Origin of the sequence: Streptomyces sp. NBC_01077 (genome assembly GCF_045162855.1) — a bacterium.
Classification (GTDB): Bacteria; Actinomycetota; Actinomycetes; order Streptomycetales; family Streptomycetaceae; genus Streptomyces.
On the sequence record NZ_CP108669.1, the window covers coordinates 2,935,250 to 2,958,855 of the forward strand.

The 23,606-nt window shown below is 73.9% G+C and carries 24 protein-coding genes; 11 read left to right on the forward strand and 13 right to left on the reverse strand.

The window, feature by feature from the left end; all coding sequences use genetic code 11:
- Nucleotides 1-88: 88 nt before the first annotated feature.
- Entirely contained in the window at nucleotides 89-1,849 is a 1,761-nt protein-coding gene (locus OG462_RS13080; RefSeq protein WP_406057513.1) for a glycoside hydrolase family 35 protein, read from the forward strand.
- Between the two features lie 112 nt (nucleotides 1,850-1,961).
- Here OG462_RS13080 and OG462_RS13085 read toward each other — a convergent pair whose 3' ends face one another.
- Nucleotides 1,962-2,729: a S1 family peptidase gene (locus tag OG462_RS13085; RefSeq protein ID WP_406066519.1), complete on the reverse strand. Its 768-nt coding sequence runs from the start codon at nucleotides 2,727-2,729 to the stop codon at nucleotides 1,962-1,964.
- 175 nt (nucleotides 2,730-2,904) lie between these two features.
- Between OG462_RS13085 and OG462_RS13090 the strand changes: the two genes are divergently transcribed.
- Together OG462_RS13090 and OG462_RS13095 are read left to right on the forward strand one after the other, a co-directional pair.
- Nucleotides 2,905-3,789, forward strand: coding sequence for a hypothetical protein (locus OG462_RS13090; protein WP_406057515.1), 885 nt, complete (start codon nucleotides 2,905-2,907; stop codon nucleotides 3,787-3,789).
- A 120-nt stretch (nucleotides 3,790-3,909) separates the two neighbouring features.
- Nucleotides 3,910-5,490: an ankyrin repeat domain-containing protein gene (locus OG462_RS13095; RefSeq protein WP_406057516.1), complete on the forward strand. Its 1,581-nt coding sequence runs from the start codon at nucleotides 3,910-3,912 to the stop codon at nucleotides 5,488-5,490.
- Between the two features lie 15 nt (nucleotides 5,491-5,505).
- Here OG462_RS13095 and OG462_RS13100 read toward each other — a convergent pair whose 3' ends face one another.
- Nucleotides 5,506-5,931 carry a ribonuclease domain-containing protein gene (locus OG462_RS13100; RefSeq protein ID WP_406057518.1) on the reverse strand — a complete coding sequence of 142 codons (426 nt, stop codon included), beginning with the start codon at nucleotides 5,929-5,931 and terminating at the stop codon, nucleotides 5,506-5,508.
- 189 nt (nucleotides 5,932-6,120) lie between these two features.
- Nucleotides 6,121-7,509, reverse strand: a complete 1,389-nt coding sequence (locus OG462_RS13105) for an MFS transporter (protein WP_406057520.1) — start codon at nucleotides 7,507-7,509, stop codon at nucleotides 6,121-6,123.
- A 115-nt stretch (nucleotides 7,510-7,624) separates the two neighbouring features.
- On the opposite strand from OG462_RS13105, the gene OG462_RS13110 reads away from it, so the two are divergent.
- Entirely contained in the window at nucleotides 7,625-8,113 is a 489-nt protein-coding gene (locus tag OG462_RS13110; RefSeq protein WP_406057522.1) for a MarR family winged helix-turn-helix transcriptional regulator, read from the forward strand.
- Between the two features lie 21 nt (nucleotides 8,114-8,134).
- Here OG462_RS13110 and OG462_RS13115 read toward each other — a convergent pair whose 3' ends face one another.
- Together OG462_RS13115 and OG462_RS13120 are read right to left on the reverse strand one after the other, a co-directional pair.
- Complete coding sequence (locus OG462_RS13115; RefSeq protein WP_406057524.1) at nucleotides 8,135-9,010, reverse strand: SDR family oxidoreductase; 876 nt, start codon at nucleotides 9,008-9,010, stop codon at nucleotides 8,135-8,137.
- Nucleotides 8,997-9,776: an SDR family oxidoreductase gene (locus tag OG462_RS13120; RefSeq protein WP_406057526.1), complete on the reverse strand. Its 780-nt coding sequence runs from the start codon at nucleotides 9,774-9,776 to the stop codon at nucleotides 8,997-8,999. Before OG462_RS13120 ends, OG462_RS13115 begins: the two co-directional genes overlap by 14 nt.
- A 67-nt stretch (nucleotides 9,777-9,843) precedes the next feature.
- On the opposite strand from OG462_RS13120, the gene OG462_RS13125 reads away from it, so the two are divergent.
- From OG462_RS13125 to OG462_RS13145, 5 genes are read left to right on the forward strand one after another with little or no spacing between them, the layout of a single operon-like run.
- Nucleotides 9,844-10,593 carry an enoyl-CoA hydratase family protein gene (locus OG462_RS13125; RefSeq protein WP_406057528.1) on the forward strand — a complete coding sequence of 250 codons (750 nt, stop codon included), beginning with the start codon at nucleotides 9,844-9,846 and terminating at the stop codon, nucleotides 10,591-10,593.
- Complete coding sequence (locus OG462_RS13130; RefSeq protein ID WP_406057529.1) at nucleotides 10,590-11,453, forward strand: CoA transferase subunit A; 864 nt, start codon at nucleotides 10,590-10,592, stop codon at nucleotides 11,451-11,453. The genes OG462_RS13125 and OG462_RS13130 overlap by 4 nt, the downstream gene beginning before the upstream one ends.
- Nucleotides 11,450-12,163, forward strand: coding sequence for a CoA-transferase subunit beta (locus OG462_RS13135; RefSeq protein WP_406057531.1), 714 nt, complete (start codon nucleotides 11,450-11,452; stop codon nucleotides 12,161-12,163). Before OG462_RS13130 ends, OG462_RS13135 begins: the two co-directional genes overlap by 4 nt.
- A gap of 43 nt (nucleotides 12,164-12,206) precedes the next feature.
- Nucleotides 12,207-13,259 carry an NAD(P)H-dependent flavin oxidoreductase gene (locus OG462_RS13140; protein ID WP_406066521.1) on the forward strand — a complete coding sequence of 351 codons (1,053 nt, stop codon included), beginning with the start codon at nucleotides 12,207-12,209 and terminating at the stop codon, nucleotides 13,257-13,259.
- A 54-nt stretch (nucleotides 13,260-13,313) separates the two neighbouring features.
- Nucleotides 13,314-14,216 (forward strand): tyrosine-protein phosphatase, encoded by a 903-nt coding sequence (locus OG462_RS13145; RefSeq protein WP_406057533.1) that lies wholly within the window; start codon nucleotides 13,314-13,316, stop codon nucleotides 14,214-14,216.
- Here the strand turns inward: OG462_RS13145 and OG462_RS13150 are convergent.
- From OG462_RS13150 to OG462_RS13170, 5 genes are all read right to left on the reverse strand, one after another.
- Nucleotides 14,141-15,871, reverse strand: coding sequence for a DEAD/DEAH box helicase (locus OG462_RS13150; RefSeq protein WP_406057535.1), 1,731 nt, complete (start codon nucleotides 15,869-15,871; stop codon nucleotides 14,141-14,143). The genes OG462_RS13145 and OG462_RS13150 overlap by 76 nt on opposite strands.
- 333 nt (nucleotides 15,872-16,204) lie before the next feature.
- Entirely contained in the window at nucleotides 16,205-17,362 is a 1,158-nt protein-coding gene (locus OG462_RS13155) for an acetyl-CoA C-acetyltransferase (protein WP_406057536.1), read from the reverse strand.
- Between the two features lie 53 nt (nucleotides 17,363-17,415).
- The gene (locus tag OG462_RS13160) at nucleotides 17,416-18,060 is read right to left on the reverse strand and encodes a TetR/AcrR family transcriptional regulator (RefSeq protein WP_406057538.1); all 645 of its coding nucleotides are present in this window, start codon (nucleotides 18,058-18,060) and stop codon (nucleotides 17,416-17,418) included.
- Nucleotides 18,061-18,075: 15 nt separating this feature from the next.
- Complete coding sequence (locus OG462_RS13165; RefSeq protein ID WP_406057539.1) at nucleotides 18,076-18,870, reverse strand: SDR family oxidoreductase; 795 nt, start codon at nucleotides 18,868-18,870, stop codon at nucleotides 18,076-18,078.
- Nucleotides 18,867-20,003, reverse strand: a complete 1,137-nt coding sequence (locus tag OG462_RS13170) for an acyl-CoA dehydrogenase family protein (protein ID WP_406057541.1) — start codon at nucleotides 20,001-20,003, stop codon at nucleotides 18,867-18,869. Before OG462_RS13170 ends, OG462_RS13165 begins: the two co-directional genes overlap by 4 nt.
- A gap of 57 nt (nucleotides 20,004-20,060) precedes the next feature.
- Between OG462_RS13170 and OG462_RS13175 the strand changes: the two genes are divergently transcribed.
- Together OG462_RS13175 and OG462_RS13180 are read left to right on the forward strand one after the other, a co-directional pair.
- Nucleotides 20,061-21,206: an acyl-CoA dehydrogenase family protein gene (locus OG462_RS13175; protein ID WP_406057542.1), complete on the forward strand. Its 1,146-nt coding sequence runs from the start codon at nucleotides 20,061-20,063 to the stop codon at nucleotides 21,204-21,206.
- Nucleotides 21,206-22,210 carry an acyl-CoA dehydrogenase family protein gene (locus tag OG462_RS13180; RefSeq protein ID WP_406057544.1) on the forward strand — a complete coding sequence of 335 codons (1,005 nt, stop codon included), beginning with the start codon at nucleotides 21,206-21,208 and terminating at the stop codon, nucleotides 22,208-22,210. The genes OG462_RS13175 and OG462_RS13180 overlap by 1 nt, the downstream gene beginning before the upstream one ends.
- Here OG462_RS13180 and OG462_RS13185 read toward each other — a convergent pair.
- The 3 genes from OG462_RS13185 to OG462_RS13195 form a co-directional block, all read right to left on the reverse strand.
- Nucleotides 22,205-22,729, reverse strand: a complete 525-nt coding sequence (locus OG462_RS13185; protein WP_406057545.1) for a pyridoxamine 5'-phosphate oxidase family protein — start codon at nucleotides 22,727-22,729, stop codon at nucleotides 22,205-22,207. The genes OG462_RS13180 and OG462_RS13185 overlap by 6 nt on opposite strands.
- A gap of 79 nt (nucleotides 22,730-22,808) precedes the next feature.
- Nucleotides 22,809-23,189 carry a VOC family protein gene (locus OG462_RS13190; protein WP_406057547.1) on the reverse strand — a complete coding sequence of 127 codons (381 nt, stop codon included), beginning with the start codon at nucleotides 23,187-23,189 and terminating at the stop codon, nucleotides 22,809-22,811.
- 51 nt (nucleotides 23,190-23,240) lie between these two features.
- Nucleotides 23,241-23,606 (reverse strand): MerR family transcriptional regulator, encoded by a 366-nt coding sequence (locus OG462_RS13195; RefSeq protein WP_406057549.1) that lies wholly within the window; start codon nucleotides 23,604-23,606, stop codon nucleotides 23,241-23,243.

Consider the following 23,606-nt stretch of genomic DNA (forward strand, 5'->3'; position numbering starts at 1 on the left):
CGGTTCGGGGCCGGGCCGACTCTAACGTCCAAACTGCGACGATCTTTGTCCATGGACCGGTTCGCCGCCAGAGGGCGAGGGTGAGGCCATGAGCACGTTCGCTGTGGGTGACGAGGACTTTCTGCTCGACGGGCGGCCGGTGCGGCTTCTGTCGGGGGCGCTGCACTACTTCCGGGTGCACGAGGAGCAGTGGGAGCACCGGCTCGGGATGCTGCGCGCGATGGGCCTCAACTGCGTCGAGACGTACGTCCCCTGGAATCTGCACGAGCCGGAGCCCGGCCGGTACGCGGACGCGGACGCCCTCGGCCGGTTCCTGGACGCGGTGGCGCGGGCCGGGATGTGGGCGATCGTGCGCCCGGGGCCGTACATCTGCGCAGAGTGGGAGAACGGCGGCCTTCCGCACTGGCTGACCGGCCCGCTGGGGCGGCGCGTGCGGACTCTCGACCCGGAGTTCCTGGCGCCGGTGGAGGACTGGTTCCGGCGGCTGCTTCCGCAGGTGGTGGAGCGGCAGATCGACCGGGGCGGGCCGGTGGTCCTGGTGCAGGTGGAGAACGAGTACGGGAGTTACGGCAGCGACCTGGCCTATCTGGAATGGGTGGCGGAGCTGCTGCGCGGCTGCGGGGTGAGCGTTCCGCTGTTCACCTCGGACGGTCCCGAGGACCACATGCTGACGGGCGGCTCGGTGCCGGGGGTGCTCGCCACGGCGAACTTCGGCTCGGGGGCCCGGGAGGGCTTCGCGACGCTGCGGCGCCATCAGCCCTCGGGGCCGCTGATGTGCATGGAGTTCTGGTGCGGCTGGTTCGACCACTGGGGCACGGAGCACGCGGTGCGGGACGCGGCGGACGCGGCGGAGTCGCTGCGGGAGATCCTGGAGTGCGGGGCCTCGGTGAACGTCTACATGGCGCACGGGGGCACGAACTTCGGGGGCTGGGCGGGCGCGAACCGGGCCGGTGACCTGCACGACGGGCCGCTGCGGGCGACGGTGACCTCGTACGACTACGACGCGCCGGTGGACGAGGCGGGGCGGCCGACGGAGAAGTTCTGGCGCTTCCGCGAGGTGCTCGCGGCGTACGCGGAGGGGCCGCTGCCGGAGCTTCCGGAGCCGCCGGCCCGGCTGGCGGGCCCGGTGCGGGGTGGCTTCGACGGCTGGGCGCCGCTGGGCGGGGTCCTGGGGGTGCTCGGTGGCGAGGAGTCGGTGACGCCGGTGCCGCCGACCTTCGAGCAGCTCCGGGTGGACCGGGGCCTGGTCCGCTACCGGGTGACGGTGCCGGGCCCCCGGCAGCCGTACCCGCTGGGGGTGACGGGGCTGCGGGACCGGGCCGTGGTGTGGGTCGACGGGCTTCCCTCGGGGGTCCTGGACACCGCGGACGGCGAGGACGTGACGCTCGCGGAGCCGGTGGGCGGGTCGGCGGTGGTGGACCTGTGGGTGGAGTCGCTCGGGCGGGTCAACTACGGGCCGCGGCTGGCGGAGTCGAAGGGGATCACGGGCGGCGTACGGCACGAGCGGCAGTATCTGCACGGGTTCCGGGCCCGGGGGCTGCGCCTGGATGCCTTCGAGGCGGCGGCCGTGGACAAGGTGCGGTTCGAGTCCGTGGCGGACCGGAGCGGACCGGGCCTCTACCGGGGGACGCTGGAGGTGACCGGGGCCGGGGACGCGGTGCTGCGGCTGCCGGGTGCGACCCGGGGCTTCGTGTGGGTGAACGGCTTCTGTCTGGGCCGGTACTGGACGGCCGGCCCGCAGGACGCGCTGTTCGTGCCGGGCCCGGTGCTCCGGGAGGGTGCGAACGAGGTGTGGGTCCTCGAAGTGGAGGGGGGCGGGGTGCCGGGCGTCGAGCTGGGCGTCCTCTGAGTCTTCCCACCGGAGATCGGCGTCAGGCGGGGCTTTCCCACCGGACCACGGCGTCAGGCAGGACGGTGCCCCGGAGCCGAGGCCGCTCCGGGGCACCGGTTCGTGCGTTCCGCTACAGCGTGGCCGCCGCGGACTTGATCGCGGCGGCGAAGGTCGAGACCTCCGTGTAGACGCCCGGGTAGCCGGCGCGGGCGCAGCCCTCGCCCCAGCTCACGATGCCGACCTGGGTCCAGGCACCCGCGTTGTCCTTGCGGAACATCGGGCCGCCGGAGTCACCCTGGCAGGTGTCGACCCCGCCCTGGCTGTAGCCGGCGCAGATCTCCTCCGCCGGGACGAGGTCGCTGCCGTACGAGTTCTGGCAGGAGGCGTCCGAGACGAACGGCACGTTCGCCTTGAGCATGTAGCGCTGCTGCCCGCCGCCCTCACGGGCGGCGCCCCAGCCGGCCACGGTGAAGGTGCCGCTGTTGTACGCCGTGGTCTCGGCGATCTTCAGGGTGGGCAGCGAGGTGATCGGGCTGGCGAGCTTGATCAGCGCCCAGTCCTTGCCCTTGCCGTTGTAGCCCGGGGCCTGGAGGACCTTGGTGGACTTGACCTTGATCGCGCTGCTGCTCTGCAGGTCCACGACTCCGGCGGTGGCGGTGATGCTGGTGTTGTTGCCGGAGCCGCTCACACAGTGGGCCGCGGTGAGGACGACCTGCGGGGTGATCAGCGAGCCGCCACAGCCCATGGAGAGCCGGACCATCCAGGGGAACTCGCCCTGGGCGGCGCGGGTGCCTCCGACGACGGGGGCGGGGGCGGCGGAGGCGGTGGTGGGCTGGAGGCTGACGGCCGCCAGGACGACGGCGCCGGCCGCGGCCAGCTTCTGGAGCGCACGGACCATTCGGTTCTGATTCACGTGTCTGCCTTCTTTCATGGGGGGTTGCCTCGACGGGTGATGACATGCGCCCGTCAAGTCATGTCCGGATTATGGACAACGCTCAACTGCCCCCACAAGGAAGCCTTTTCGGCCACACCGAACGGCGGGATCGTACAGTGGACGAGAGGGGGGATCCGGTATGTCGAACCGTCAGGAGGGCGACCGTGTCGCCCACGGCTTCCCGCACCGCACCACGGTCGGGGCCTCGCTCACGGCGCTCTACCGTCGCCTCTCCCCCGACGGCGTACACCGCTACCCGGCGAGCGTGCTCGCCGCCGATGTGGCCCTCGGCGACGACGAGGACCTGCACCTGGGCACCCAGCGGGTGGCCCGCGCCCTCGTCCGGCACCTGCGGCTGCCCGAGGCGCGCCTGGTGGTGAGCTTCCGGCCGATGGAGTACGCGGCGGCCGTCGACCTCGCCGCGGGACCCGAGTACTTCGTGGAGCTCAACGACCGCTTCAGGACCCGCCGCCGGGACATCGGCGCGGCCCTCGCCCACGAGATCACCCATGTCCTGCTGCACCGGCTCGGCCTCGGCTTCCCCGGCACCGCCGAGAACGAGATCCTCACCGACGTCGTCACCACGTACCTGGGCGCGGGCTGGCTGCTGCTCGACGCGTTCCGGCAGGACGGCGTGGAGAGCCAGAAGCTCGGCTATCTGACCCCGGAGGAGTTCGGCTACGTCCTCGCCAAGCGGGCCGAGGTGTTCGGCGAGGACCCCTCGCCGTGGTTCACCAGCGCGGTGGCGTACGAGGCGTGGGTACGGGGCCGGGCCGAGGCCGACCGGGAGCGGGCGGTGCCGCCGCTCGCCGGGGCGGGCTGGGCCGAGCGCCGGCGGTACGGCTGGGAGCGGCGCCGGGGGCGGGCCGGCGAGGAGGCCCCGTACTCCTTCCAGGGCGGGGCGCCCGCGACCGGCGTCTCGTTCCTCTGCCCGGTCTGCCGACAGCGCCTGCGGGTCCCGGCGGGACGGGCGCTGCGGGCCCGGTGCGGGGTGTGCCGCTCGGTCCTGGAGTGCGCGGGTTAGGGGTGTCCGGCGGATGAGGCCGATCGCGCCCGGCTTCGAGCAGCGGGGGCGGCAGCCGTTCGCCGCGCCGGGGCGGGAATCGATTTGCGCCAGGGCCGGACGGCGGGTCAGGGTCGGCGCATGAGCACGCTGTTCGACGCCATCCGTGACGGGGACGAGGACGGGGCCGTACAGGCCCTGCGGGACGGGGCCGACCCCGAGGACCGGGAGGACGGGGAGACCGCTCTGTACCGCGCGGCCGTCGGCGACGAGGCCGGAATCGTCCGGGTGTTGCTGGCCGCCGGGGCGGACCCGGGCCGGGGCAGCGGCGAGGACGGCGACGATCTGCCACTGTGCGGGGCGGCCGTCGGCGGGCACACCGCGGTGGTGCGAGCGCTGCTCGCGGCGGGCGCCGCGCCCGACCAGGAGGAGGCGTACGGCTTCACGGCCCTGGCCTGGGCCCTGCGGCTCGGGCACGCCGACACGGCCCGGGTGCTCCTGGAGTACGGGGCCGATCCCGACCGGCGCGGACCCGACGGGGTCCTGCCGCTCGTGGCCGCCGCCCGGCGCGGCTCCACCGGCTGTGTACGGGCGCTCCTCGATCACGGGGCGAACGCCCGGGAGGCCGCGCTGCGGGAAGCGCGGCGCTGGATCGGCGCCGACATGGCGGCCGAGCTGCGGCGTGGACTCGTCGCCGGGAACGAGGGCGGGCAGACGTACGAGGCGGTGATCCGCCGGGTCCGCGAGGACGGCGGGGTGACGGTCGTCGTCGAACTGCTGCGGGAGGACGGCGCGCCGGGGCGCGGCGACGACCGCCAGACCGGGCACGCGGCGATCTCCACGCTCATCGAGGCGGCGCTCGGCCTGCACACCTCGCACGAGGAGCTGGCGGCGCGGGCGTTGCGCTGTGGCGATCCGGAGCTCGACGACTGGACGACGGCGGTGGCGGAACTGGCGGGCCGGGCCGACGAGGAGACCTTCGTGGCGGCGGCCGCGTGGTGCGCGTACCGCGACCCCCTGCGCCGGGCGCTCGGCGCGCGCGTGCTCGGCGCCCTGCCGGGCTTCGCGCCGAGCGCGGTCCCGGTGCTGCGCCGGCTCGCGGCGGAGGTCGTGGTGGCGGGGCCGTCACGGGAGTCGTCACGGGATCGGGGGCTTTCGGGGCGCCGGCAGGTGCCGTCGGCGCGCGAGCCGGGGCGGGAGCCCGCGGCGCCGGGGCTTGCGGTGGTGTCCGCGCGGGAGCCGGTCCTGTCGGTGGTGTCGGCGCTCGGGGAGTGCGCGGACCCGGCCGCCGTGCCCGAACTCCTCGCTGCGGCCGGGCATCCCGACGCGGCCGTCCGGCGGGCGGTCGCGGGGGCCCTCGCCGGGATCGTGCCGGCCGGGCACATGGAGGCGCTCGGGGTGCTGCTCGCGTTGAGCCGGGACGGTGACGCGCGGGTGCGGGACTGGGCGACGCTCGCGCTCGCCGAGCTGCCCGACGACACCCCTCTCGTACGGGAGGGGCTCGCCGAGCGGCTCGGCGACACCGATCCGGAGACGGCGGCGGAGGCGGCGCGCGGGCTCGCGATCCGTCAGGACCCGCGCGCCGTCGACGCGCTGGCCTCGGTCCTCGCGGACGGCGACCCGGAGGGCGCGGCGCGGGAGACGGCACTCGCCGCCCTGGAGCACGTCCACGATCCCCGGGTCAGGACCCGTCTGGAGTGGACGTCCCCGCGCCGCGGCTGACCTGCTCGGACGTGCTCAGCAGCCGTAGTCGATCAGGTCGAAGGACGCGTAGTGGTCGGCGGTGTAGTAGTCCTCCTGCGCCGAGTTACCGGTCACGACGCGGCGGGCGCCACGGGTGGAGGACCCCGGGGTCTTGACCGTGTACTCGTGGTAGTAGCCCAGCGAGTGGGACGGCAGGACCCCCTCCCGGTTCTGGAAGACGGAGCCGTCCTGGCTGTACGGGAAGGGCCCGCCCGCGTCGATCAGGCGCAGGGTCGTGTACGCCTGGCTGGGGAGGTCGGAGTAGCAGATGTCCCCGACGGCCGCGGTCGCCGCGACGGAGCTCACGACGGTGGCGGGCGCGGGGGCCGGTGCGGCGGTGGCCGGGGCACCGAGGAGGAGGGAGGAGACGAGGGCGGCGGCGACACCGCCGGCGAGGGTGAATCGAGGGGGGATTCGCATGGCTGAGATTTTGACGCGCGTAGATCCGGCCCGGAAGGCCGATTCCCTTCAATTCGCCGGACGTTAACTCCTTGCCCGCGAACGTGCGGATCCCGTGTGCACGCGTGTGACCGGGGGTCGGCGGGGAACGCGGGGCGGCCGCCGAAGCCCTCTCGGACCCGGCGGCCGCCCCGCCTGCACGGCCGGACCTCAGCGACCGCCCGCCGGGAGCCGCAGGCTCAGCAGGGCAGCCGCCGCGTAGGCGGCGAGGACCCACGGCATCGCCGCGCCGAGCGAGAGGTCCGCGAACCAGGCGGTGCCGATGGCCGCCGCGCCCAGGGCGCCGCCGAACTGCTGGGCCGTGGAGAAGACTCCGGACGCGCCGCCGGCCAGTTCGGCCGGGGCGGCCGACAGGACGATGCCGACGAGCGGGACGACGAGGAGGCCGAGGCCCGCGCCCGCGACGGCGAGGCCGGGGACCAGGGGCCAGGCGCCGGTGTGCGTGGGGGCCGCGGCCTCCATGGCGTACCAGACCCAGCCGTAGCCGCCCGCCATGAGGAGCGCGCCCGCGGTCGGGACGTACCGGCCGAGCTTGGCCGCGAGGGGTTCGGCGGCGGGTGCGGTGAGGAAGCCGCCGGCCGAGAAGGCCGCCAGCAGGACGCCGGCCTGGGTCGGGGTGTAGCCCTGGCCGCCCTGCAGCCAGATCGCGAGGACCAGGAAGAAGCCCTGCATGCCGAAGGCGAAGAGGAGTTGGACGGCGAGGCCGTACGAGAAGGCGGGCACGGTGAACATCCGGCCGGGCAGCACCGAGCCGCGTGCCGCGAGCGCGACCACCGCGAGCACTCCGGCGGCGAGGAGGGCCCAGCCCCAGAGCGGCCAGCCCCAGGTGCGGCCCTGGACGAGCGGCAGGACGACGGCGACGAGTCCGGCGGCGAGGACGAGGCTGCCGAGCAGCGGAGGCCGGACGGCGGCGCGTTCACGGGTGCGGGGCACGAGGACGACGGCGGCGGCCAGGGTGAGGAGGGAGACGGGCACGTTGACGAGGAAGACGCTGCGCCAGCCGAGCCCGAAGAGGTCCGCGTCGGTGAGGACGCCGCCGAGCAGCAGCCCGATCGCGGAGGCGAAGCCGGCCACGGCCCCGTACATCCCGAAGACCTTGCCCCGGTCCTTGCCGCGGAAGAGGCTGTGGAAGGAGCCGAGCACCTGGGGCATGAGGACGGCGGCGGTGACGCCCTGCACGGCGCGGGCCGCGATCAGCTGGCCGGGGCTCTGGGCGAGGCCGCAGGCGAGGCTCGCGAGGCCGAAGCCCGCGGTGCCGGCGAGGAAGAGGGCCTTGCGGCCGTAGCGGTCGCCGAGCCGGCCGGCGACGACGAGGGTGGAGGCGAAGCCCAGGAGGTAGGCCGAGACGGTCCACTGGAGGGCGCTCTCGGAGGCGCCGAGGCCTTCCCCGAGGGAGGGCAGGGCGACGTTGACGATGGTGACGTCCACCAGGTCCATCAGGGCGGCGACCATCATCACGACGGCGGCGGCCCAGCGGCGCGGGTGGACGGGGTGCGGGTCGCCGGTGGCGGTGGTGTCGGTCGTGGCTGTCGCGGACATGTCGGCCCCTCCTTTTATTTCGTTCGGCCTAACGAAATAAAAAGTGGCATGAGTCCGCTCGTGATCGCAAGTCTTTCGTTCGGCCGAACTAAATAAATTTTGCTAGGCTGCGGCCATGCCCACGAGCGAGCGGTCGAGCCGGCCGGACACAGGACGACGTGCCGAGGTCGTCGCCGCCCTCACCGCCGCCGGCCGGGACTCCAGCGCCGCCTCCGTCGCCTTCCACTCCGCCGTGGCGGCCCAGCAGGACCTCGGCGCCACCGAGACCAAGACGCTCGACCTGCTGCAACGGCACGGCGCCCTCACCGCCAAGGAGCTGGCCGAGCACTCGGGTCTCGCCCCCGCCTCCGTCACCGGGCTCGTCGACCGCCTCGAACGCAAGGGCTTCGTCCGCAGGGTGAAGCACCCGACGGACAAGCGCCGGGTGCTCGTCGAGCCCCGCCCCGAGAAGCTGGCCGAACTCGCCCCGCTCTTCGACGACTGGGCGCGCGAAGTGCACGAACTCTACGAGGAGTTCACGACCGAGGAACTGGCGACGATCACCCGCTTCCTCACCGGGGCGACCGAACGCCAGCGCGCCGCGACCAGGCGCCTCACGGAATAGCGCCTCCTCGGTACCGGCCGGTCAGGCCCCGTACACCGGGTGCGGCGGCTCCGCCTCCGCGAGGAGGCGCCGGGCCGTCTCCCCCGCCTCCGCCGGGGTCCGGCGCGTGCCCTTGTCCGCGGTCGGGCCGGGTCGCCAGCCCTCCATGACGGTGAGGCGGCCGCCCTCGGCCTCGAAGACCCTGCCGGTCACGCCCTCCGACGCGGCCGAGCCCAGCCACACCACGAGCGGCGAGACGTCCTCGGGCGGCGCGTCGAGACCGCCGAAGACCTGCTCGGTCATCCGGGTCCTGGCCGCCGGGGCGATCGCGTTGACCTGGACCCCGTACCGGGCGAGCTCCGCCGCCGCGACGAGGGTGAGGCCGACGATCGCGGCCTTGGCGGCCGCGTAGTTGCCCTGCCCGACGCTGCCGAGGAGCCCGGCACCCGAGGTGGTGTGGACGACCCGCGCCACCGGCGTGCGCCCGGCCTTCGCCTCGGCCCGCCAGTACGCACCCGCGTGCCGCAGCGGCAGGAAGTGGCCCTTGCCGTGGACCCGCATGACCGCGTCCCAGTCCTCCTCGTCGAGGTTCACGAGCATCCGGTCGCGGAGGAAGCCCGCGTTGCTGACGAGGGTGTCGAGGCGGCCGTACATGTCGAGGGCGGCCGCGACCAGGGAGGCGGCGCCCTCCGTGGTCGCGATGTCGCCACCGTGGGCGAGGGCCTCGCCGCCCGCCGCCCTGATCTCCTCGGCGACCGCCGCCGCCGGACTGTCGGGCCCCGGGCGCCCGTCGAGGCCGACCCCGAGGTCGTTGACGACGACCCGGGCCCCCTCGGCGGCGAAGGCGAGCGCGTGCGCCCGCCCGAGTCCACGACCCGCTCCCGTCACGATCACCACTCGCTCGTCACACAGACCCATCTCGACTCTCCTTGTTGACGGTTGCGACATCCAGGAAGGCGGGGCGCTCCCCGCCGCCGTGCACGAGGAGCGAGGCTCCCGAGACGTAGGCCGCCCGGTCGGAGGCGAGGAAGACGGCCGCCTCCCCGATCTCGTCCGGTGCGGCGAGCCGGCCCAGCGGTACGGTCCGGCCGACGGCGGCGATCCCGGCCTCGTCGCCGTAGTGCAGATGGGACAGCTCGGTCCTGACCATGCCGAGGACCAGGGTGTTGACCCGTACCTCGGGGGCCCATTCGACGGCCATCGAGCGGGCGAGGTTCTCCAGGCCCGCCTTGGCCGCGCCGTAGGCGGCCGTGCCCGGGGAGGGCCGGGTGCCGCTGACGCTGCCGATCATGACGACGGCGCCGCGCGAGGCCCGGAGGAGCGGGTGGGCGGCGAGGCTGACGGTGAGCGGGGCGGTGAGGTTCAACTCGACCACGCGCGCGTGCCGTTCGGCCTCACCCTCCCCCAGGAGGCGGTACGGCGTGCCGCCCGCGTTGTTGACGAGGGCGTCGAGCCGTCCGTACCGCGCGGTGAAGTCGGTGAAGAACTCCCGTACGACGGCGGGTTCCCGCAGGTCGAGGGGGTGGAACTCGGCGGTGCGGCCCGCCGCTTCGACCGGTGCGTCCGGGGGTCTGCGGGCGCAGACGGCGACCCGGGCGCCGGCCCGCAGAAAGGCGCGTGCGATGCCCGCGCCGACTCCGCGGGTTCCGCCGGTGACGAGCACGACCCTCCCGTCCAGCTCCATCGGCTGCTACCTTCCTCCTCAAGAGGGTACCTAACAAACGTTTGGTGGAAAGGTAGCTGATCCACTCATGGGTGTCTGCACCTCGCGCCCCACGACGGGCGTGGCCCTGGTCACCGTCGACTTCCCGCCCGTCAACGCCCTGCCCGTCAAAGGCTGGTACGCGCTCGCCGACGCCGTCCGCGCGGCGGGCCGCGACCCCGAGGTCCGCTGCGTCGTCCTCACCGCCGAGGGCCGCGGCTTCAACGCGGGCGTCGACATCAAGGAGTTGCAGCGCGACCCCGGGCACGCGTCCCTGATCGGCGCCAACAGCGGCTGCGCCGAGGCCTTCGCCGCCGTGTACGAGTGCGAGGTGCCGGTCGTCGCGGCGGTCGCCGGACACTGCCTCGGCGGCGGCATCGGGCTCGTCGGCAACGCCGACGCGATCGTCGCCGCCGAGGACGCCGTCTTCGGACTGCCCGAGCTGGACCGGGGCGCACTCGGCGCCGCCACCCATCTCGCCCGGCTCGTGCCGCAGCACCTGATGCGGGCCCTCTACTACACCTCGCGGACCGCGACCGCCGCCGAACTGCACGCCCACGGCTCGGTGTGGAAGGTGGTCCCGCGCCCCGGACTGCTCGACGCGGCGCTCGACCTGGCCGGGGAGATCGCCGCCAAGGACGGCAGTCTCCTCCGGCTCGCCAAGGCCGCCCTCAACGGCATCGACCCCGTGGACGTACGGCGCAGCTACCGCTTCGAGCAGGGCTTCACCTTCGAGGCCAATCTCAGCGGGGTCGCCGACCGGGTCCGCGACACCTTCGGGAAGGAGAACTCCCCGTGACCGACAAGACGATGACCCCCGAGGACGTCGTGGGCCGGCTCCGCTCCGGCATGACGATCGGGATCGGCGGCTGGGGCTCCCGGCGCAAGCCGATGGCCCTGGTCAGAGCGCTGCTCCGGTCCGAGATCAGCGATCTCACGGTGGTCTCCTACGGTGGCCCCGACGTCGGCCTGCTCGCCGCCGCGGGCCGGATCCGGCGGCTCGTCGCGCCGTTCGTGACCCTGGACTCCATCCCTCTCGAACCCCATTTCCGGGCGGCCCGTGAGCGCGGTGCCTTCGAGCTCACCGAGCTCGACGAGGCGATGTTCATGTGGGGGCTGCACGCCGCCGCCAACCGGCTGCCGTTCCTGCCGGTCCGGGCCGGCCTCGGCTCCGACGTGATGCGGGTCAACCCGGGCCTGCGGACCGTCACCTCCCCCTACGAGGACGGCGAGGAGTTCGTCGCCGTGCCCGCGCTGCGCATGGACGCCGCCCTCGTCCACGTCAACCGCGCCGACCGGCTCGGCAACGGCCAGTACCTCGGCCCCGACCCGTACTTCGACGACCTGTTCTGCGAGGCCGCCGACACGGCGTACGTCTCCTGCGAGCGCATCGTCGACGGCACCGACCGTTTCGGGCCGGACACTGTGCCCCAGACCCTCCTCGTCAGCCGCCACAGCGTCACCGGCGTCGTCGAGACCCCGAACGGGGCCCACTTCACCTCCTGCGTCCCCGACCACGACCGCGACGAGCCCTTCCAGAAGCTCTACGCCACCACCCCCTGGCCCGAGTTCGCCGAGCGCTTCCTGTCGGGCAAGAGCGAGGACGACTACCAGGCGGCCGTACGGGCCTGGCACGACGAGCGCAAGGAGCAGCGGTGACCACCCGAGCCGAATACTGCGTGATCGCCTGCGCCGAGGCCTGGCGCGACAACGGCGAGGTGCTCGCCAGCCCCATGGGCCTGATCCCCTCGTTCGGCGCCCGCCTCGCCAGACGCACCTTCTCCCCCGACCTCCTCCTCACCGACGGCGAGGCCCTGCTCGTCGGCCTCGACGGGGAGCCCGAGGGCTGGCTGCCGTACCGCAGGCACCTCGCCATGGTCACCGGCGGCAAGCGGCACGTGATGATGGGCGCCAGCCAGATCGACCGGTACGGCAACCAGAACATCTCCTGCATCGGCGACTGGCAGCGCCCCACCCGCCAGCTCCTCGGCGTGCGCGGGGCACCCGTCAACACCCTCAACAACCCCGTCAGTTACTGGATCCCCAAGCACTCGCCCCGGGTCTTCGTCGAGCAGGTCGACATGATCAGCGGCGTCGGCTACGACCACGCCGTCGGGCCGTACCACCGTCTCCCCCGGGTCGTGACCGACCTCGCCGTCCTCGACTTCGAGACGTCCGGCCACGCGATGCGGCTCGCGTCCGTCCACCCGGGCGTCACCGTCGACGAGGTCCGGGCGGCCACCGGCTTCGAGCTGGTCATCGGCGACGACGTGCCGTACACCCGCGAACCCACCGCCGACGAACTCCGGCTGATCCGCGAGGTCATCGACCCCCGGGGGCTGCGGAACCGCGAGGTCGCGCCCCGATGAGCGCCCCCATGAATGCCTCCATGAGCGCCCGATGGGCGCCCCGATGAGGACCGCGCTCACCGAACTGACCGGAGTCCGCCACCCGATCGTGCAGACGGGCATGGGCTGGGTCGCCGGTCCCCGGCTCGTCTCGGCGACCGCGAACGCGGGCGCGCTCGGCGTCCTCGCCTCCGCCACGATGACCGTGGACGAGCTCCGCGCCGCCGTCCGCGAGGTGAGGTCCCGCACCGACCGGCCCTTCGGGGTGAACCTGCGCGCCGACGCGGGGGACGCCCGCGAACGGGTCCGGATCATCGTCGACGAGGGGGTTCGGGTCGCCTCCTTCGCCCTCGCGCCCTCCCGGGACCTGATCGCCGAGCTCAAGGACGCCGGGGTCGTCGTGATCCCCTCGGTCGGTGCCCGACGGCACGCCGAGAAGGTCGCGGGCTGGGGCGCGGACGCGGTGCTCGTCCAGGGCGGGGAGGGCGGCGGCCACACCGGCGAGGTCGCGACGAGCGTCCTGCTGCCGCAGGTGGTGGACGCCGTCGACATCCCGGTGATCGCGGCGGGCGGCTTCCGCGACGGGCGGGGCCTGGTCGCCGCCCTCGCCCACGGGGCGGCGGGCATCGCCATGGGCACCCGCTTCCTGCTGACCTCCGACTCGACCGTGCCGGACGCGGTGAAGGCCCGCTATCTGGCCGCCACGGTCAAGGACGTCACGGTGACGACGGCCGTCGACGGGCTGCCGCACCGGATGCTCCGTACCGACCTCGTCGCGTCCCTGGAGAACGCGGGGCGGGTACGGTCCCTGGCCCGGGCCCTGCGCCGGGCGGCCGGCTTCCGCCGGATCTCCGGGCTCTCCTGGCCCGCGATGGTCCGCGACGGCCTGGCCATGCGCCACGGCAAGGACCTGTCCTGGAGCCAGGTCCTGCTCGCCGCGAACACCCCGATGCTCCTGCGGGCCTCGATGGTCGAGGGCCGCACGGACCTGGGCGTCATGGCCGCCGGTCAGGTCGCGGGAGTCATCGACGACCTGCCCAGCTGCGAGGAACTGGTCACCCGGATCATGACGGAGGCCGCGCAGGTCCTGCGGACGCTTCCGCACCCCGAGGAGTGACCCACACGCCGCACCGCCCACCCTCAACCCCTTGAGCCGCAAAGGAGTCCGGCCGTGCACCTGTCTCGACGCGCGCTGCTCACCGCCACCGGCGCCACCGCCCTGCTCACCGCCCTGCCCACGGAGGCGACCGCCCGCCCCCGGTCCGCGCAGGCGCCCCCGATCCGGCAGATCCCGCTCCAGGGCGCCGTCAACGTCCGTGACCTCGGCGGCTACCCCACGTACGACGGGAGCCGGGTCCGGTACGGCCTCGCCTACCGGGGCGACCACCTCGCCAAGCTGACCGACGCCGACGTGACCACGCTCGCCGGGCTCGGCCTCGGCACCGTGGTCGACCTGCGGATCCCGCTGGAGGTCGGGTACGACGGCGCCGACCGGCTGCCGGCCGGTGCCGTCCCGGTCCCCCGGCCCGTCACCGACAACGGCCTGTTCGGGCAGCTGCTCACCGCGATCGGCTCGCGCGACCCGGTGCGGCAGGAGGAGATGCTGGGCGGCGGACGTTCCGCCGCCTTCATGCGCGAGGTCTACCGCACCTTCGTCACCGACCCCGCGAACCGGGCCGCCTTCGCGGCGACCCTGCGGGACCTGGCCGACCCCCGCCGGGGGCCGCTGCTCCTGCACTGCACCTCGGGCAAGGACCGCACCGGCTGGACCGGCTGGCTCCTGCTCACGCTCCTCGGCGTGCCCGACTCCCTCGCCCGCGCGGACTACCTGGCCTCCAACACCTTCCGCGCCACGTACGACGCACGACTGCGGGAGGGATTGAAACAGGCCGGGCTCATGCAGAACCCGGCCCTGATCATTCCGCTCCAGGAGGTGCGGGCGGAGTACCTCGACACCGCCCTGGAGCAGCTGCGCTCCTCGTACGGGAGCGTGTTCCGTTACGTGTCGGTCGGCCTCGGCCTGGAGTTCCGCGAGCTGCTGGCGCTGCGCGAACGGCTGGTGCCCGCGGCCTGACGCCCGGTGCGACCGGCACCGGCGCCCGCGGCGGCACCGCGTCCGCCGCCCGTGCCGGAGCCGGCGCCCCGGCCACCGCCGGACGCGCGGCCCGAGCCACCGGCGGAACCGGCGGTACGGCCGGCGGAGCCCGACGTGCGGCCGGAGGAGCCCGAGGTGCGGCCCGAGGCCGTACCCGTGGCTCCGGAACGGCCGGAGCCCGTGCCCGTACCTGCCGCGCCGCCGGCCGGGGCCGGGCGGCGGCGTCGGCCGGAGGAACGGCCACCGCCGGCACCGGAGCCGGCCGCCTTGCGCGGCTGGGTCGGCTGCGGGGTCTCGACGACGACCGGGACGCCCGAGGGCTCCCGGGCGCCGGTCAGCTCGACCAGCTGGTCGTCGCTGGACTTGATCTGCGCCGTACGGGGGCTGATGCCCGCGTTCGACATCAGACGGCCCATGTCGCGCTTCTGCTCGGGCAGGACCAGGGTGAAGACGCTGCCGGACTCACCGGCGCGGGCGGTACGGCCGCCGCGGTGCAGGTAGTCCTTGTGGTCCATCGGCGGGTCGACGTTGACGACCATGTCGAGGTCGTCGACGTGGATGCCGCGCGCGGCCACGTTCGTGGCGACGAGCGTGGTGACCTGACCGCTCTTGAACTGGTCCAGGGTCCGGTTGCGCTGCGGCTGCGAGCGGCCGCCGTGCAGGCCGGAGGCCCGTACACCGTTGGCGAGGAGCCGCTTGACCAGCCGGTCCACGGACCGCTTGGTGTCCAGGAAGAGGATCGTCCGGCCGTCGCGGGCCGCGATCTTCAGCGTGACGGCCTTCTTGTCGGTCTCGTCCATCACGTACAGGACGTGGTGCTCCATGGTGGTGACCGCGCCGGCCGACGGGTCGACCGAGTGCACGACCGGGTCGTCGAGGAACATCTTGACCAGACGGTCGATGTTCCGGTCGAGGGTGGCCGAGAACAGCAGGCGCTGCCCGCCCGGCTCGACCTGCTTCAGCAGCTTCGTGACCTGCGGCAGGAAGCCCATGTCGGCCATCTGGTCGGCCTCGTCGAGGACGGTGACGGCGACCTGGTCGAGCCGGCAGTCGCCGCGGTCGATGAGGTCGTGCAGCCGGCCGGGCGTGGCGATGAGGATCTCGGCGCCGCGCCGCAGCGCGGAGGACTGCCGGCTGATCGACATGCCGCCGACGACGGTGGTGATGCGGAGCCGCAGCGCGGAGGCGTACGGGGTGAGCGCGTCGGTCACCTGCTGCGCGAGCTCACGGGTGGGCACCAGGACGAGCGCGAGCGGCGCGCCCGGCTCGGCGCGGCGGCCGGCCGAACGGGCCAGGATCGCGAGTCCGAACGCGAGGGTCTTGCCGGAGCCGGTACGCCCCCGGCCGAGCACGTCACGGCCGGCCAGCGAGTTCGGGAGGGTCGCGGCCTGGATCGGGAACGGCTCCGTGACGCCCTGCTCGCCCAGGGTCCGCAGCAGGCCCTCGGGCATGTCGAGGTCGGCGAAGGCGGCCACCGCGGGAAGGGCGGGCGTCACCGTCTCCGGCGGCGTGAACTCGCTCGGCGGCGGCGGCGTGGCGGGACGGCGCCCGCCACGGGAGGCCTTCGGCTGTGACGTGGACTTCGCCTGGGCGGTGCGGGGGCTGCGCTTGTGGGGGCGTTCGGAGCGGGTCATGCGTGCCTTTCTGGCCGGTGCTCGCGGCACAGCCAGGGCCCGCACCTGCACGGTGCGGGCCCCGGCTGCTCTACCCGGAACACGAGATACGGGCCCCGGCTGTTTTCCCGGAACGCGCGATACGAGCCCCGGATGTCTCTACCGGAACAATAGTGCGCCCCGGGACCTTCCCGCCCCGCCCGATCGATCCCCGGACGGATCAGACCTGCCCAGCGCGGTGCGACGTGGGCGACCTCACAGCGAGGCGGTGGTCCATCACCGGCCCGGTCACGGCGGGGCAGTGATCCGTCACCGGCCCGGTCACGGTGAGGCAGTGATCCGTCACCGGCCCGGTCACAGCCTTTCGATGATCGTCACGTTCGCCTGCCCGCCCCCCTCGCACATCGTCTGGAGGCCGTAGCGGCCGCCCGTGCGTTCCAGCTCGTGGAGGAGCGTCGTCATCAGTTTCGCGCCGGTCGCGCCGAGCGGGTGGCCCAGGGCGATCGCGCCACCGTTGACGTTGACCCGGGCGGGGTCGGCGCCGGTCTCCTTCAGCCAGGCGAGGACGACCGGCGCGAAGGCCTCGTTGATCTCGACGAGGTCGATGTCGTCGATGGTCAGGCCGGTCTTCTTGAGCGCGTGGGCGGTCGCGGGTATCGGCGCGGACAGCATCCGGATCGGGTCCTCGCCGCGCGCCGACAGGTGGTGGACGCGGGCCCGGGGGGTGAGCCCGTGCTCCCGTACGGCCCGCTCGCTCGCGAGGAGCAGCGCCGCCGCCCCGTCCGAGACCTGGGAGGAGCAGGCGGCGGTGATGGTGCCGCCCTCGACGACCGGCCGGAGCCCGGCCATCTTCTCCGCGCTGGTGTCGCGGCGCGGTCCCTCGTCGACCCCGACCTCCCCGTACGCCACGGTCTCCCGCGCGAAGCGGCCCCCGTCGATCGCCCGGAGCGCCCGCTCGTGCGAGCGGAGGGCGAATTGCTCCTGGTCATGGCGGGTGATCCGCCATTTCTCGGCGATCAGCTCGGCGCCGTGGAACTGGTTCACGGGCGCGTCGCCGTAGCGGGCGCGCCAGCCCTCGCTGCCGTGGAAGGGGCCGCCGGTGAGGCCGAGGGGTTCGGCGGCCTGCCGGGAGGCGAAGGCGATGGGGATCATCGACATGTTCTGCACGCCGCCGGCGACGACCAGGTCCTGGGTGCCGGACATGACCGCCTGGGCGGCGAAGTGCACGGCCTGCTGGGACGAGCCGCACTGGCGGTCGACGGTCACCCCGGGGACCTCCTCGGGGAGGCCCGCGGCCAGCCATGCCGTCCGGGCGATGTCGCCGGCCTGCGGCCCGACGGTGTCGAGGCAGCCGAGGACGACGTCGTCGACGGCGGCCGGGTCGATCCCGGAGCGGGCGACGAGGGCCTTCAGCACATGGGCGCCGAGGTCCGCCGGGTGGACGGCCGAGAGCCCGCCCCCTCGGCGCCCCACGGGTGTGCGGACCGCTTCGACGATGTAGGCCTCGGGCATGGCGACTCCTCCGGTCGGTCGGTGGGACGCACGGCACCGGGGCCGTACCTCCCTTACGCGTGTGTCTCCTGCGTACGTACGGCGATTCCGTCCAGGACCATGGACAGGTACTGGCGGGCGATCTCCTCGGGGCTGTGCAGGCCGCCCGGGCGGTACCAGGACGCGGCGACCCAGACGGTGTCGCGGACGAACCGGTAGGTCAGGCGGACGTCCAGGTCGGCGCGGAAGACCCCGGCGGCGACCCCGCGCTCCAGGGTGCCGAGCCAGGCCCTCTCGAACTTGCGCTGCGAGTCGGCCAGGTAGTGGAAGCGGGGCTGGTCGGTGAGGTGCCGGGACTCCTTCTGGTAGATGGCGACGGCGGCGCGATGCCGGTCGATCTCGCGGAAGGACTCGGTGACGAGGGCCTCGATGGTCTCGCGGGGCCCGAGTCCGGCGTCGAGGACGGCGTCGTACCCCTCCCACAGCTCGCCGAGGAAGGTGGAGAGGATCTCGTCGAGCATCGACTCCTTGGAGTCGAAGTGGTAGTAGAGGCTGCCGGCGAGCATGCCGGCGGCGTCCGCGATCTTGCGGACGGTGGTGGCGTTGTACCCCTGGGCGGCGAACACCTCGGCCGCCGTGTCGAGGAGTTCACGGCGCCGCTCGGGCCCGCCGCTCACCGGGGTCTTCTTCTTGCTTGAGCTCTGGGGAGTGTTCGGCACGCGTCCATTCTGGTCCTACGGGTGCTGGCTGCTGACGGAGACCGTCTCGCCGGTCATGTAGGAGGAGTAGTCGCCGGCGAGGAAGACGATGACGTTGGCGATCTCCCAGGGCTCGGCGTAGCGCCCGAAGGCCTCGCGCCGGGTGAGCTCGTCGAGGAGTTCGGTGGTGGTGACCTTGGCCAGGTGGGGGTGCATGGCGAGGGACGGGGAGACCGCGTTGACGCGGACGCCGTAGGCGGCGGCCTCGACGGCCGCGCAGCGGGTGAGGGCCATGACGCCGGCCTTGGCGGCGGCGTAGTGGGCCTGCCCGGCCTGGGCGCGCCAGCCGACGACGGAGGCGTTGTTGACGACGACGCCGCCGGTGCCGGTCTCGCGGAAGTGGCGGAGGGCGGCGCGGGTGCAGCGGAAGGTGCCGCCGAGGGTGACGTCGAGGACCCGGCTCCACTGCTCGTCGGTCATGTCGGCGAGGTCGGCGGTGCCGCCGAGGCCGGCGTTGTTGACGAGGATGTCCAGGCGTCCGTGGAGCCGTACGGCGGTGTCGTACAGCGCCTGGACCTGGGCCTCGTCGGTGACGTCGCAGGGCTGGGAGGCGACGGAGCCGGCGCCGAACTCGGCGGCGAGGGCGGTCTCGGTCTCCTTGAGGCGCCGGGTGTGGGCGTCGCTGACGAGGACGCGGGCGCCTTCCTCCAGGAAGCGGCGGGCGGTGGCGCCGCCGATCCCGGCTCCGGCGGCGGCGGTGATCACGGCGGTCCGCCCGCGGAGGAGTCCGTGGCCCGGCACATAGGGGGGCGGAGACGGTGGCGGTGTCACGGTCGCGGCTCCTTCGGGAGGCCGAGCACCCGCTCGGCGATGATGTTCCGCTGGATCTCGCTGGACCCGGCGTAGACGGTGTCGGCGCGGGAGAAGAGGAACAGCCGCTGCCAGTCGTCGAGTTCGTACGGGGCTCCCGCGGCGAGCGTGGCGTGGGGGCCGCACACCTCCAGGGCGAGTTCGCCGAGGTCGCGGTGCCAGTGGGACCAGTACAGCTTGGCGGCGGAGGGGTCGGTGCCGCGCAGGGCGCCGGCGCGGAGGGCTTCGAGGCCGGCCCAGGCGCGGGTGAGGCGGTCGCGGATGTCGGGGTCGGCGGCGGCGCCGTTGCGGCGGGCGAGGGCGACGAGGGCATCGAGTTCGCGGCGGAAGCCGACCTGCTGGCCGAGGGTGGAGACGCCGCGTTCGTAGCCGAGGGTGGCCATGGCGATCCGCCAGCCGTCGCCGGGCGCTCCGACGACGTTCGCCGCGTCGGTCCGGGCCCCGTCGAAGAAGACCTCGTTGAACTCGCTGGTGCCGGTGAGCTGGACGATGGGCCGGATGTCGACGCCCGGCCGGTCGAGGGGGACGAGGAGATAGGAGAGTCCGGCGTGGCGCCGGGAGCCCGCTTCCGTCCGCGCCAGGACGAAGCACCACTGGGCCTCGTGGGCGAGGGAGGTCCAGATCTTCTGGCCGTCGACCACCCACTGCCCCTCATCCAGGGTCGCGCGGGTGCGGACGGCGGCGAGGTCGGAGCCGGCGCCGGGTTCGCTGTAGCCCTGGCACCAGAGTTCCCGGGCGGCGCGGATCGGGGGCAGGAAGCGGGCCTTCTGCTCCTCGGTGCCGTGGTCGATGAGGGTGGGGCCGAGGAGCTGTTCGCCGATGTGGTTGACGCGGGCGGGGGCGTCGGCGAGGGCGTACTCCTCGTGGAAGGCGATCTGCTCCTCGATGCTCGCGCCGCGTCCGCCGTACTTCTCCGGCCAGCCGACGCAGGTCCAGCCGTGGGAGGCCAGGTGCCGCTCCCAGGCGAGGCGTTCGGCGAAGGCCTCGTGCTCGCGGCCGGGTCCGCCGCGGCCCTTGAGGGCGGCGAAGGAGCCGCTGAGGTGGGTCTTCAGCCAGCCCCGTATCTCCGCCCGGAACTCCTCGACGCTGCTCATGGCCGTACGTTAACCTACCAAACACTTGTTAGGGAACGGGTGAGGGCGGGGTGACCGATGGATCTCTCGTACACACGGACCGAGGAGGCCTTCCGGGCGGAGGTCCGGGAGTGGCTGCGGGACCACGTCCCCGCAGTGCCGCTGCCCTCCCTGGAGACGGCCGAGGGCTTCGCCGCCCACCGCGCCTGGGAGGCCGAACTGGCCGCCGCCCGCTGGTCGGTGGTCTCCTGGCCCGAGGAGTACGGAGGCCGGGGCGTCGACCTTGCCCGGTGGCTGGTCTTCGAGGAGGAGTACTGGGCGGCGGGGGCGCCCGGCCGGGTCTCGCAGAACGGCGTCCAGCTCCTCGCCCCCACCCTCTTCGACCACGGCACGGCGGAACAACGGGCCCGGATCCTGCCGTCGATGGCGACCGGCGGGACGATCTGGGCACAGGCCTGGTCCGAACCCGAGGCCGGCTCCGACCTGGCATCCCTCACCTCCCGGGCGGTCCGTGGAGACGGCGGCTGGCTGCTCTCCGGGCAGAAGACCTGGTCCTCCCGGGCCGCCTTCGCCGACCGGGCCTTCGGCATCTTCCGCAGCGATCCGGCGGCCGACCGGCCCCACCGGGGGCTCACCTATCTGATGTTCGACCTGCGGGCGCCGGGGGTGACCGTCCGGCCCATCGGCCGGCTCGACGGGAAACCGGCCTTCGCCGAGCTGTTCCTCGACGAGGTCTTCGTCCCGGACGAGGACGTGATCGGGGAGCCGGGCCAGGGCTGGCGCATCGCGATGTCCACGACGGGCAACGAGCGCGGGCTGATGCTCCGCTCCCCCGGCCGGTTCCTCGCCGCCGCCGACCGGCTCGTACGGCTCTGGCGGACCGAGGGTGACCCGGCCGACTCGGCCCTGCGGGACCGGGTGGCGGACGCGGCGATCGGGGCGCGCGCGTACCAGCTGTTCACGGCGGGCGCGGCGGCCCGGCTCGCGGCGGGGGCGCCGTCGGGGGCCGAGTCCAGCCTCAACAAGGTGTTCTGGTCGGAGTACGACCTGGCCCTGCACGAGACGGCGCTCGATCTCCTGGGCGCGGACGGCGAGTTGACGGACAGCGCCTGGGCCGAGGGGTACACCTTCGCCCTCGCGGGCCCCCTCTACGCGGGCACGAACGAGATCCAGCGCGACATCATCGCCGAGCGGCTGCTCGGCCTCCCGAAGGGGCGCCGCTGATGAGCTTCCTGCCGACCGACGAACAGCGCGCCTTCGCCCGCTCCCTGGACGCGATGCTCACCGCCGCGGACACCCCGGCGGCCGTACGGGCCTGGGCGGGCGGTGACCCCGACCCGGGACGGGCACTGTGGGGGCGGCTCGCGGAGGCGGGCGTGTTCGCGCTCGCGGTACCGGAGGCGTACGAAGGTGTGGGACCACTCCCCGTCGAACTCACCCACGCCTTCGTCGAGTTGGGCCGCCACGCGGTCCCCGGCCCGGTGGTGGAGACGGTGGCGACGGCGGTCCTTCTCGGGGAACTGGCGCGCCTGGGCGAGCCGGGCCCGGCGAAACGGCTCCTGCCCGCCCTGGCGGCGGGCGAGCGGACGGCGACGCTGGCCGTCGCCCGGGCGGAGGCCGTACGGCATGCGGTGCCGTACGCCCTCGACGCCGACCGGGCGGACGCGGTGCTCGTCGTACGGGGTGAGGAGCTGTGGCGGGCGCCCGGTCACGGGCCGGTCCGGGTCTCCGCCGACCCCGCGCGGCGCCTCGCGCGCCCGGCACCTGGCGGGGAACTCCTCGCCGAGGGCCCCGCGGTGGCCGCCGCGGCCGGACAGGCCCGGCGCTGGGCGACGCTGGCGACGGCGGCGCAGTCGCTGGGCGTGGGCCTGGCGCTGCTCGACCGCACGGTCGCGTACGCCCGGCAGAGGACCCAGTTCGGCACCCCGATCGGCGCGTTCCAGGCGGTCAAGCACCGGCTGGCGGACACGCTGCTCGCCCTGGAGTTCGCGCGGCCGCTGCTGTTCGGGGCGGCGGTGACGCTGACGGCCGGAGACGTGGCCGCCGCCAAGGTGACGACCGGCGAGGCGGGGTACGCGGCGGCCCGCACCGCCCTCCAGATCCACGGCGCGGTCGGCTACACGGAGGAACTGGACCTCTCGCTGTGGCTCCGCAAGGCCCGCCCACTGAGGGACGCCTGGGGAGACCCGGCCGCCTGCCGGGCGACCGTCCTCGACCCTCGCTCATGACTCCTGGCGGGGTGGGCTCTCGTCGTTGCCGCGCCGGAAGGTCCGAGCCGGGCGCCCGGCGGACCAGGTGCGGACGACGAGCTCGTCGCCGTCCACCCAGGTCCGTACGACCTCGGTCGGGTCCACCCGGAAGAGGTGGAACGGCTGGGGCTCGCCCGCGTCGGCGACGTACCGGGCGACGGTCTCGGGGTCGGTGATCTCGACCGCCCGCCCGGAGACACGGACGTCGCCGCCGCCCATGTCCGTGCCGGCGCCCAGGTTGGCGAGGAGTGCGAGCCGGGGGTCGCGGCGCAGGTCGCGGGCCTTGCGGGAGCCGGGCATCATGCCGAGCCAGAGCTCGCCGAAGCGGAAGCCCGCCTCGATGCCGCTGAGCCGGGGCGAGCCGTCCTCCCGGACGGTGGCGAGGGCGTGGTGGGTGTACTGCCCGAAGCGCTCGCGCACGGTCGCGGCGAACTCGGGTTCGGCGGCCTCGAAGGCCGACCAGGTGGTTGCGGTTCCGGTGTCTCCCATGTCTCCCATGGATCCAGGAAACACCGGATACCCGACATCCACTGTCCGGATTACTCCGTACGTCTCAGGGCCGGGAACAGCATCGGGATCAGGCGGTGGCGGCGCGCTCGGCGGCGCTGCGCTCGACGCAGAACTCGTTGCCCTCGGGGTCGCCCATGGTCGCCCAGCCGGTCCCGTCCGCGTTCCGGCGGTCGTCGAGCAGGGTGGCGCCGAGGCCGAGCAGCCGCTCGACCTCCTCGTCGCGCGTACGGTCCTGCGGCTGGAGGTCGAGGTGGACGCGGTTCTTCACGGCCTTCGCCTCGGGCACCTGGATGAAGAGGAGACCCGCTCCGGGAGAGACGACGAGCGCCTCCTCGTCACCGGGCTGATCGTCGTCCGAGACCTTGGAGTCCAGGACCTTCGCCCAGAAGGTCGCCAGGGCGTAGGCGTCGGCGCAGTCGATGGTCACGTGTCGTACCAGAGAAGTCATGGGCGTCATGATCGCCCACGGCCACGACCGGAGCCACCGGATTCCCAGCACTCAGTCGGCGGTGGCGAGTTGCCTGCCCTCGGTCGCCGCCACGAGCGCGGCGAGGGAGGAGCGGGCGCCCTGGAGGTCGTGGATCTGCCCGTCGATGGCGTCGAGCCGGGCGACGAGCAGCGGGCTGAGGCAGGGCTCGATCTCCGCCTCGCTGCCGCAGACGCAGTCGAGCACCTCGGCGATGACCCGGGTCGGCAGTCCGGCGTCGAGGAGGGCCCGGATGCGGCGCACGACGGCGGGGGCGTCGGGGCCGTACACCCGCTGCCCGCCGGGGGTGCGCTCCGAGCCGAGGAGACCCTGCTCCTCGTAGTAGCGGAGCAGCCGGACGCTCACCCCGGTCTCGCGCGCCAGTGCACCGATCTTCAT

Coding starts and splice junctions, on each gene's coding strand:
- OG462_RS13110 (WP_406057522.1), top strand. CDS start 7,625: ATGCCCACGAGCGAGCGGTCGAGCCGGCCGGACACAGGACGACGTGCC.
- OG462_RS13090 (WP_406057515.1), top strand. CDS start 2,905: ATGTCGAACCGTCAGGAGGGCGACCGTGTCGCCCACGGCTTCCCGCAC.
- OG462_RS13125 (WP_406057528.1), top strand. CDS start 9,844: ATGGGTGTCTGCACCTCGCGCCCCACGACGGGCGTGGCCCTGGTCACC.
- OG462_RS13175 (WP_406057542.1), top strand. CDS start 20,061: ATGGATCTCTCGTACACACGGACCGAGGAGGCCTTCCGGGCGGAGGTC.
- OG462_RS13150 (WP_406057535.1), bottom strand. CDS start 15,871: ATGACCCGCTCCGAACGCCCCCACAAGCGCAGCCCCCGCACCGCCCAG.
- OG462_RS13105 (WP_406057520.1), bottom strand. CDS start 7,509: ATGTCCGCGACAGCCACGACCGACACCACCGCCACCGGCGACCCGCAC.
- OG462_RS13115 (WP_406057524.1), bottom strand. CDS start 9,010: ATGGGTCTGTGTGACGAGCGAGTGGTGATCGTGACGGGAGCGGGTCGT.
- OG462_RS13190 (WP_406057547.1), bottom strand. CDS start 23,189: ATGACTTCTCTGGTACGACACGTGACCATCGACTGCGCCGACGCCTAC.
- OG462_RS13195 (WP_406057549.1), bottom strand. CDS start 23,606: ATGAAGATCGGTGCACTGGCGCGCGAGACCGGGGTGAGCGTCCGGCTG.
- OG462_RS13085 (WP_406066519.1), bottom strand. CDS start 2,729: ATGGTCCGTGCGCTCCAGAAGCTGGCCGCGGCCGGCGCCGTCGTCCTG.
- OG462_RS13140 (WP_406066521.1), top strand. CDS start 12,207: ATGAGGACCGCGCTCACCGAACTGACCGGAGTCCGCCACCCGATCGTG.
- OG462_RS13180 (WP_406057544.1), top strand. CDS start 21,206: ATGAGCTTCCTGCCGACCGACGAACAGCGCGCCTTCGCCCGCTCCCTG.
- OG462_RS13100 (WP_406057518.1), bottom strand. CDS start 5,931: ATGCGAATCCCCCCTCGATTCACCCTCGCCGGCGGTGTCGCCGCCGCC.
- OG462_RS13170 (WP_406057541.1), bottom strand. CDS start 20,003: ATGAGCAGCGTCGAGGAGTTCCGGGCGGAGATACGGGGCTGGCTGAAG.
- OG462_RS13080 (WP_406057513.1), top strand. CDS start 89: ATGAGCACGTTCGCTGTGGGTGACGAGGACTTTCTGCTCGACGGGCGG.
- OG462_RS13120 (WP_406057526.1), bottom strand. CDS start 9,776: ATGGAGCTGGACGGGAGGGTCGTGCTCGTCACCGGCGGAACCCGCGGA.
- OG462_RS13185 (WP_406057545.1), bottom strand. CDS start 22,729: ATGGGAGACATGGGAGACACCGGAACCGCAACCACCTGGTCGGCCTTC.
- OG462_RS13095 (WP_406057516.1), top strand. CDS start 3,910: ATGAGCACGCTGTTCGACGCCATCCGTGACGGGGACGAGGACGGGGCC.
- OG462_RS13155 (WP_406057536.1), bottom strand. CDS start 17,362: ATGCCCGAGGCCTACATCGTCGAAGCGGTCCGCACACCCGTGGGGCGC.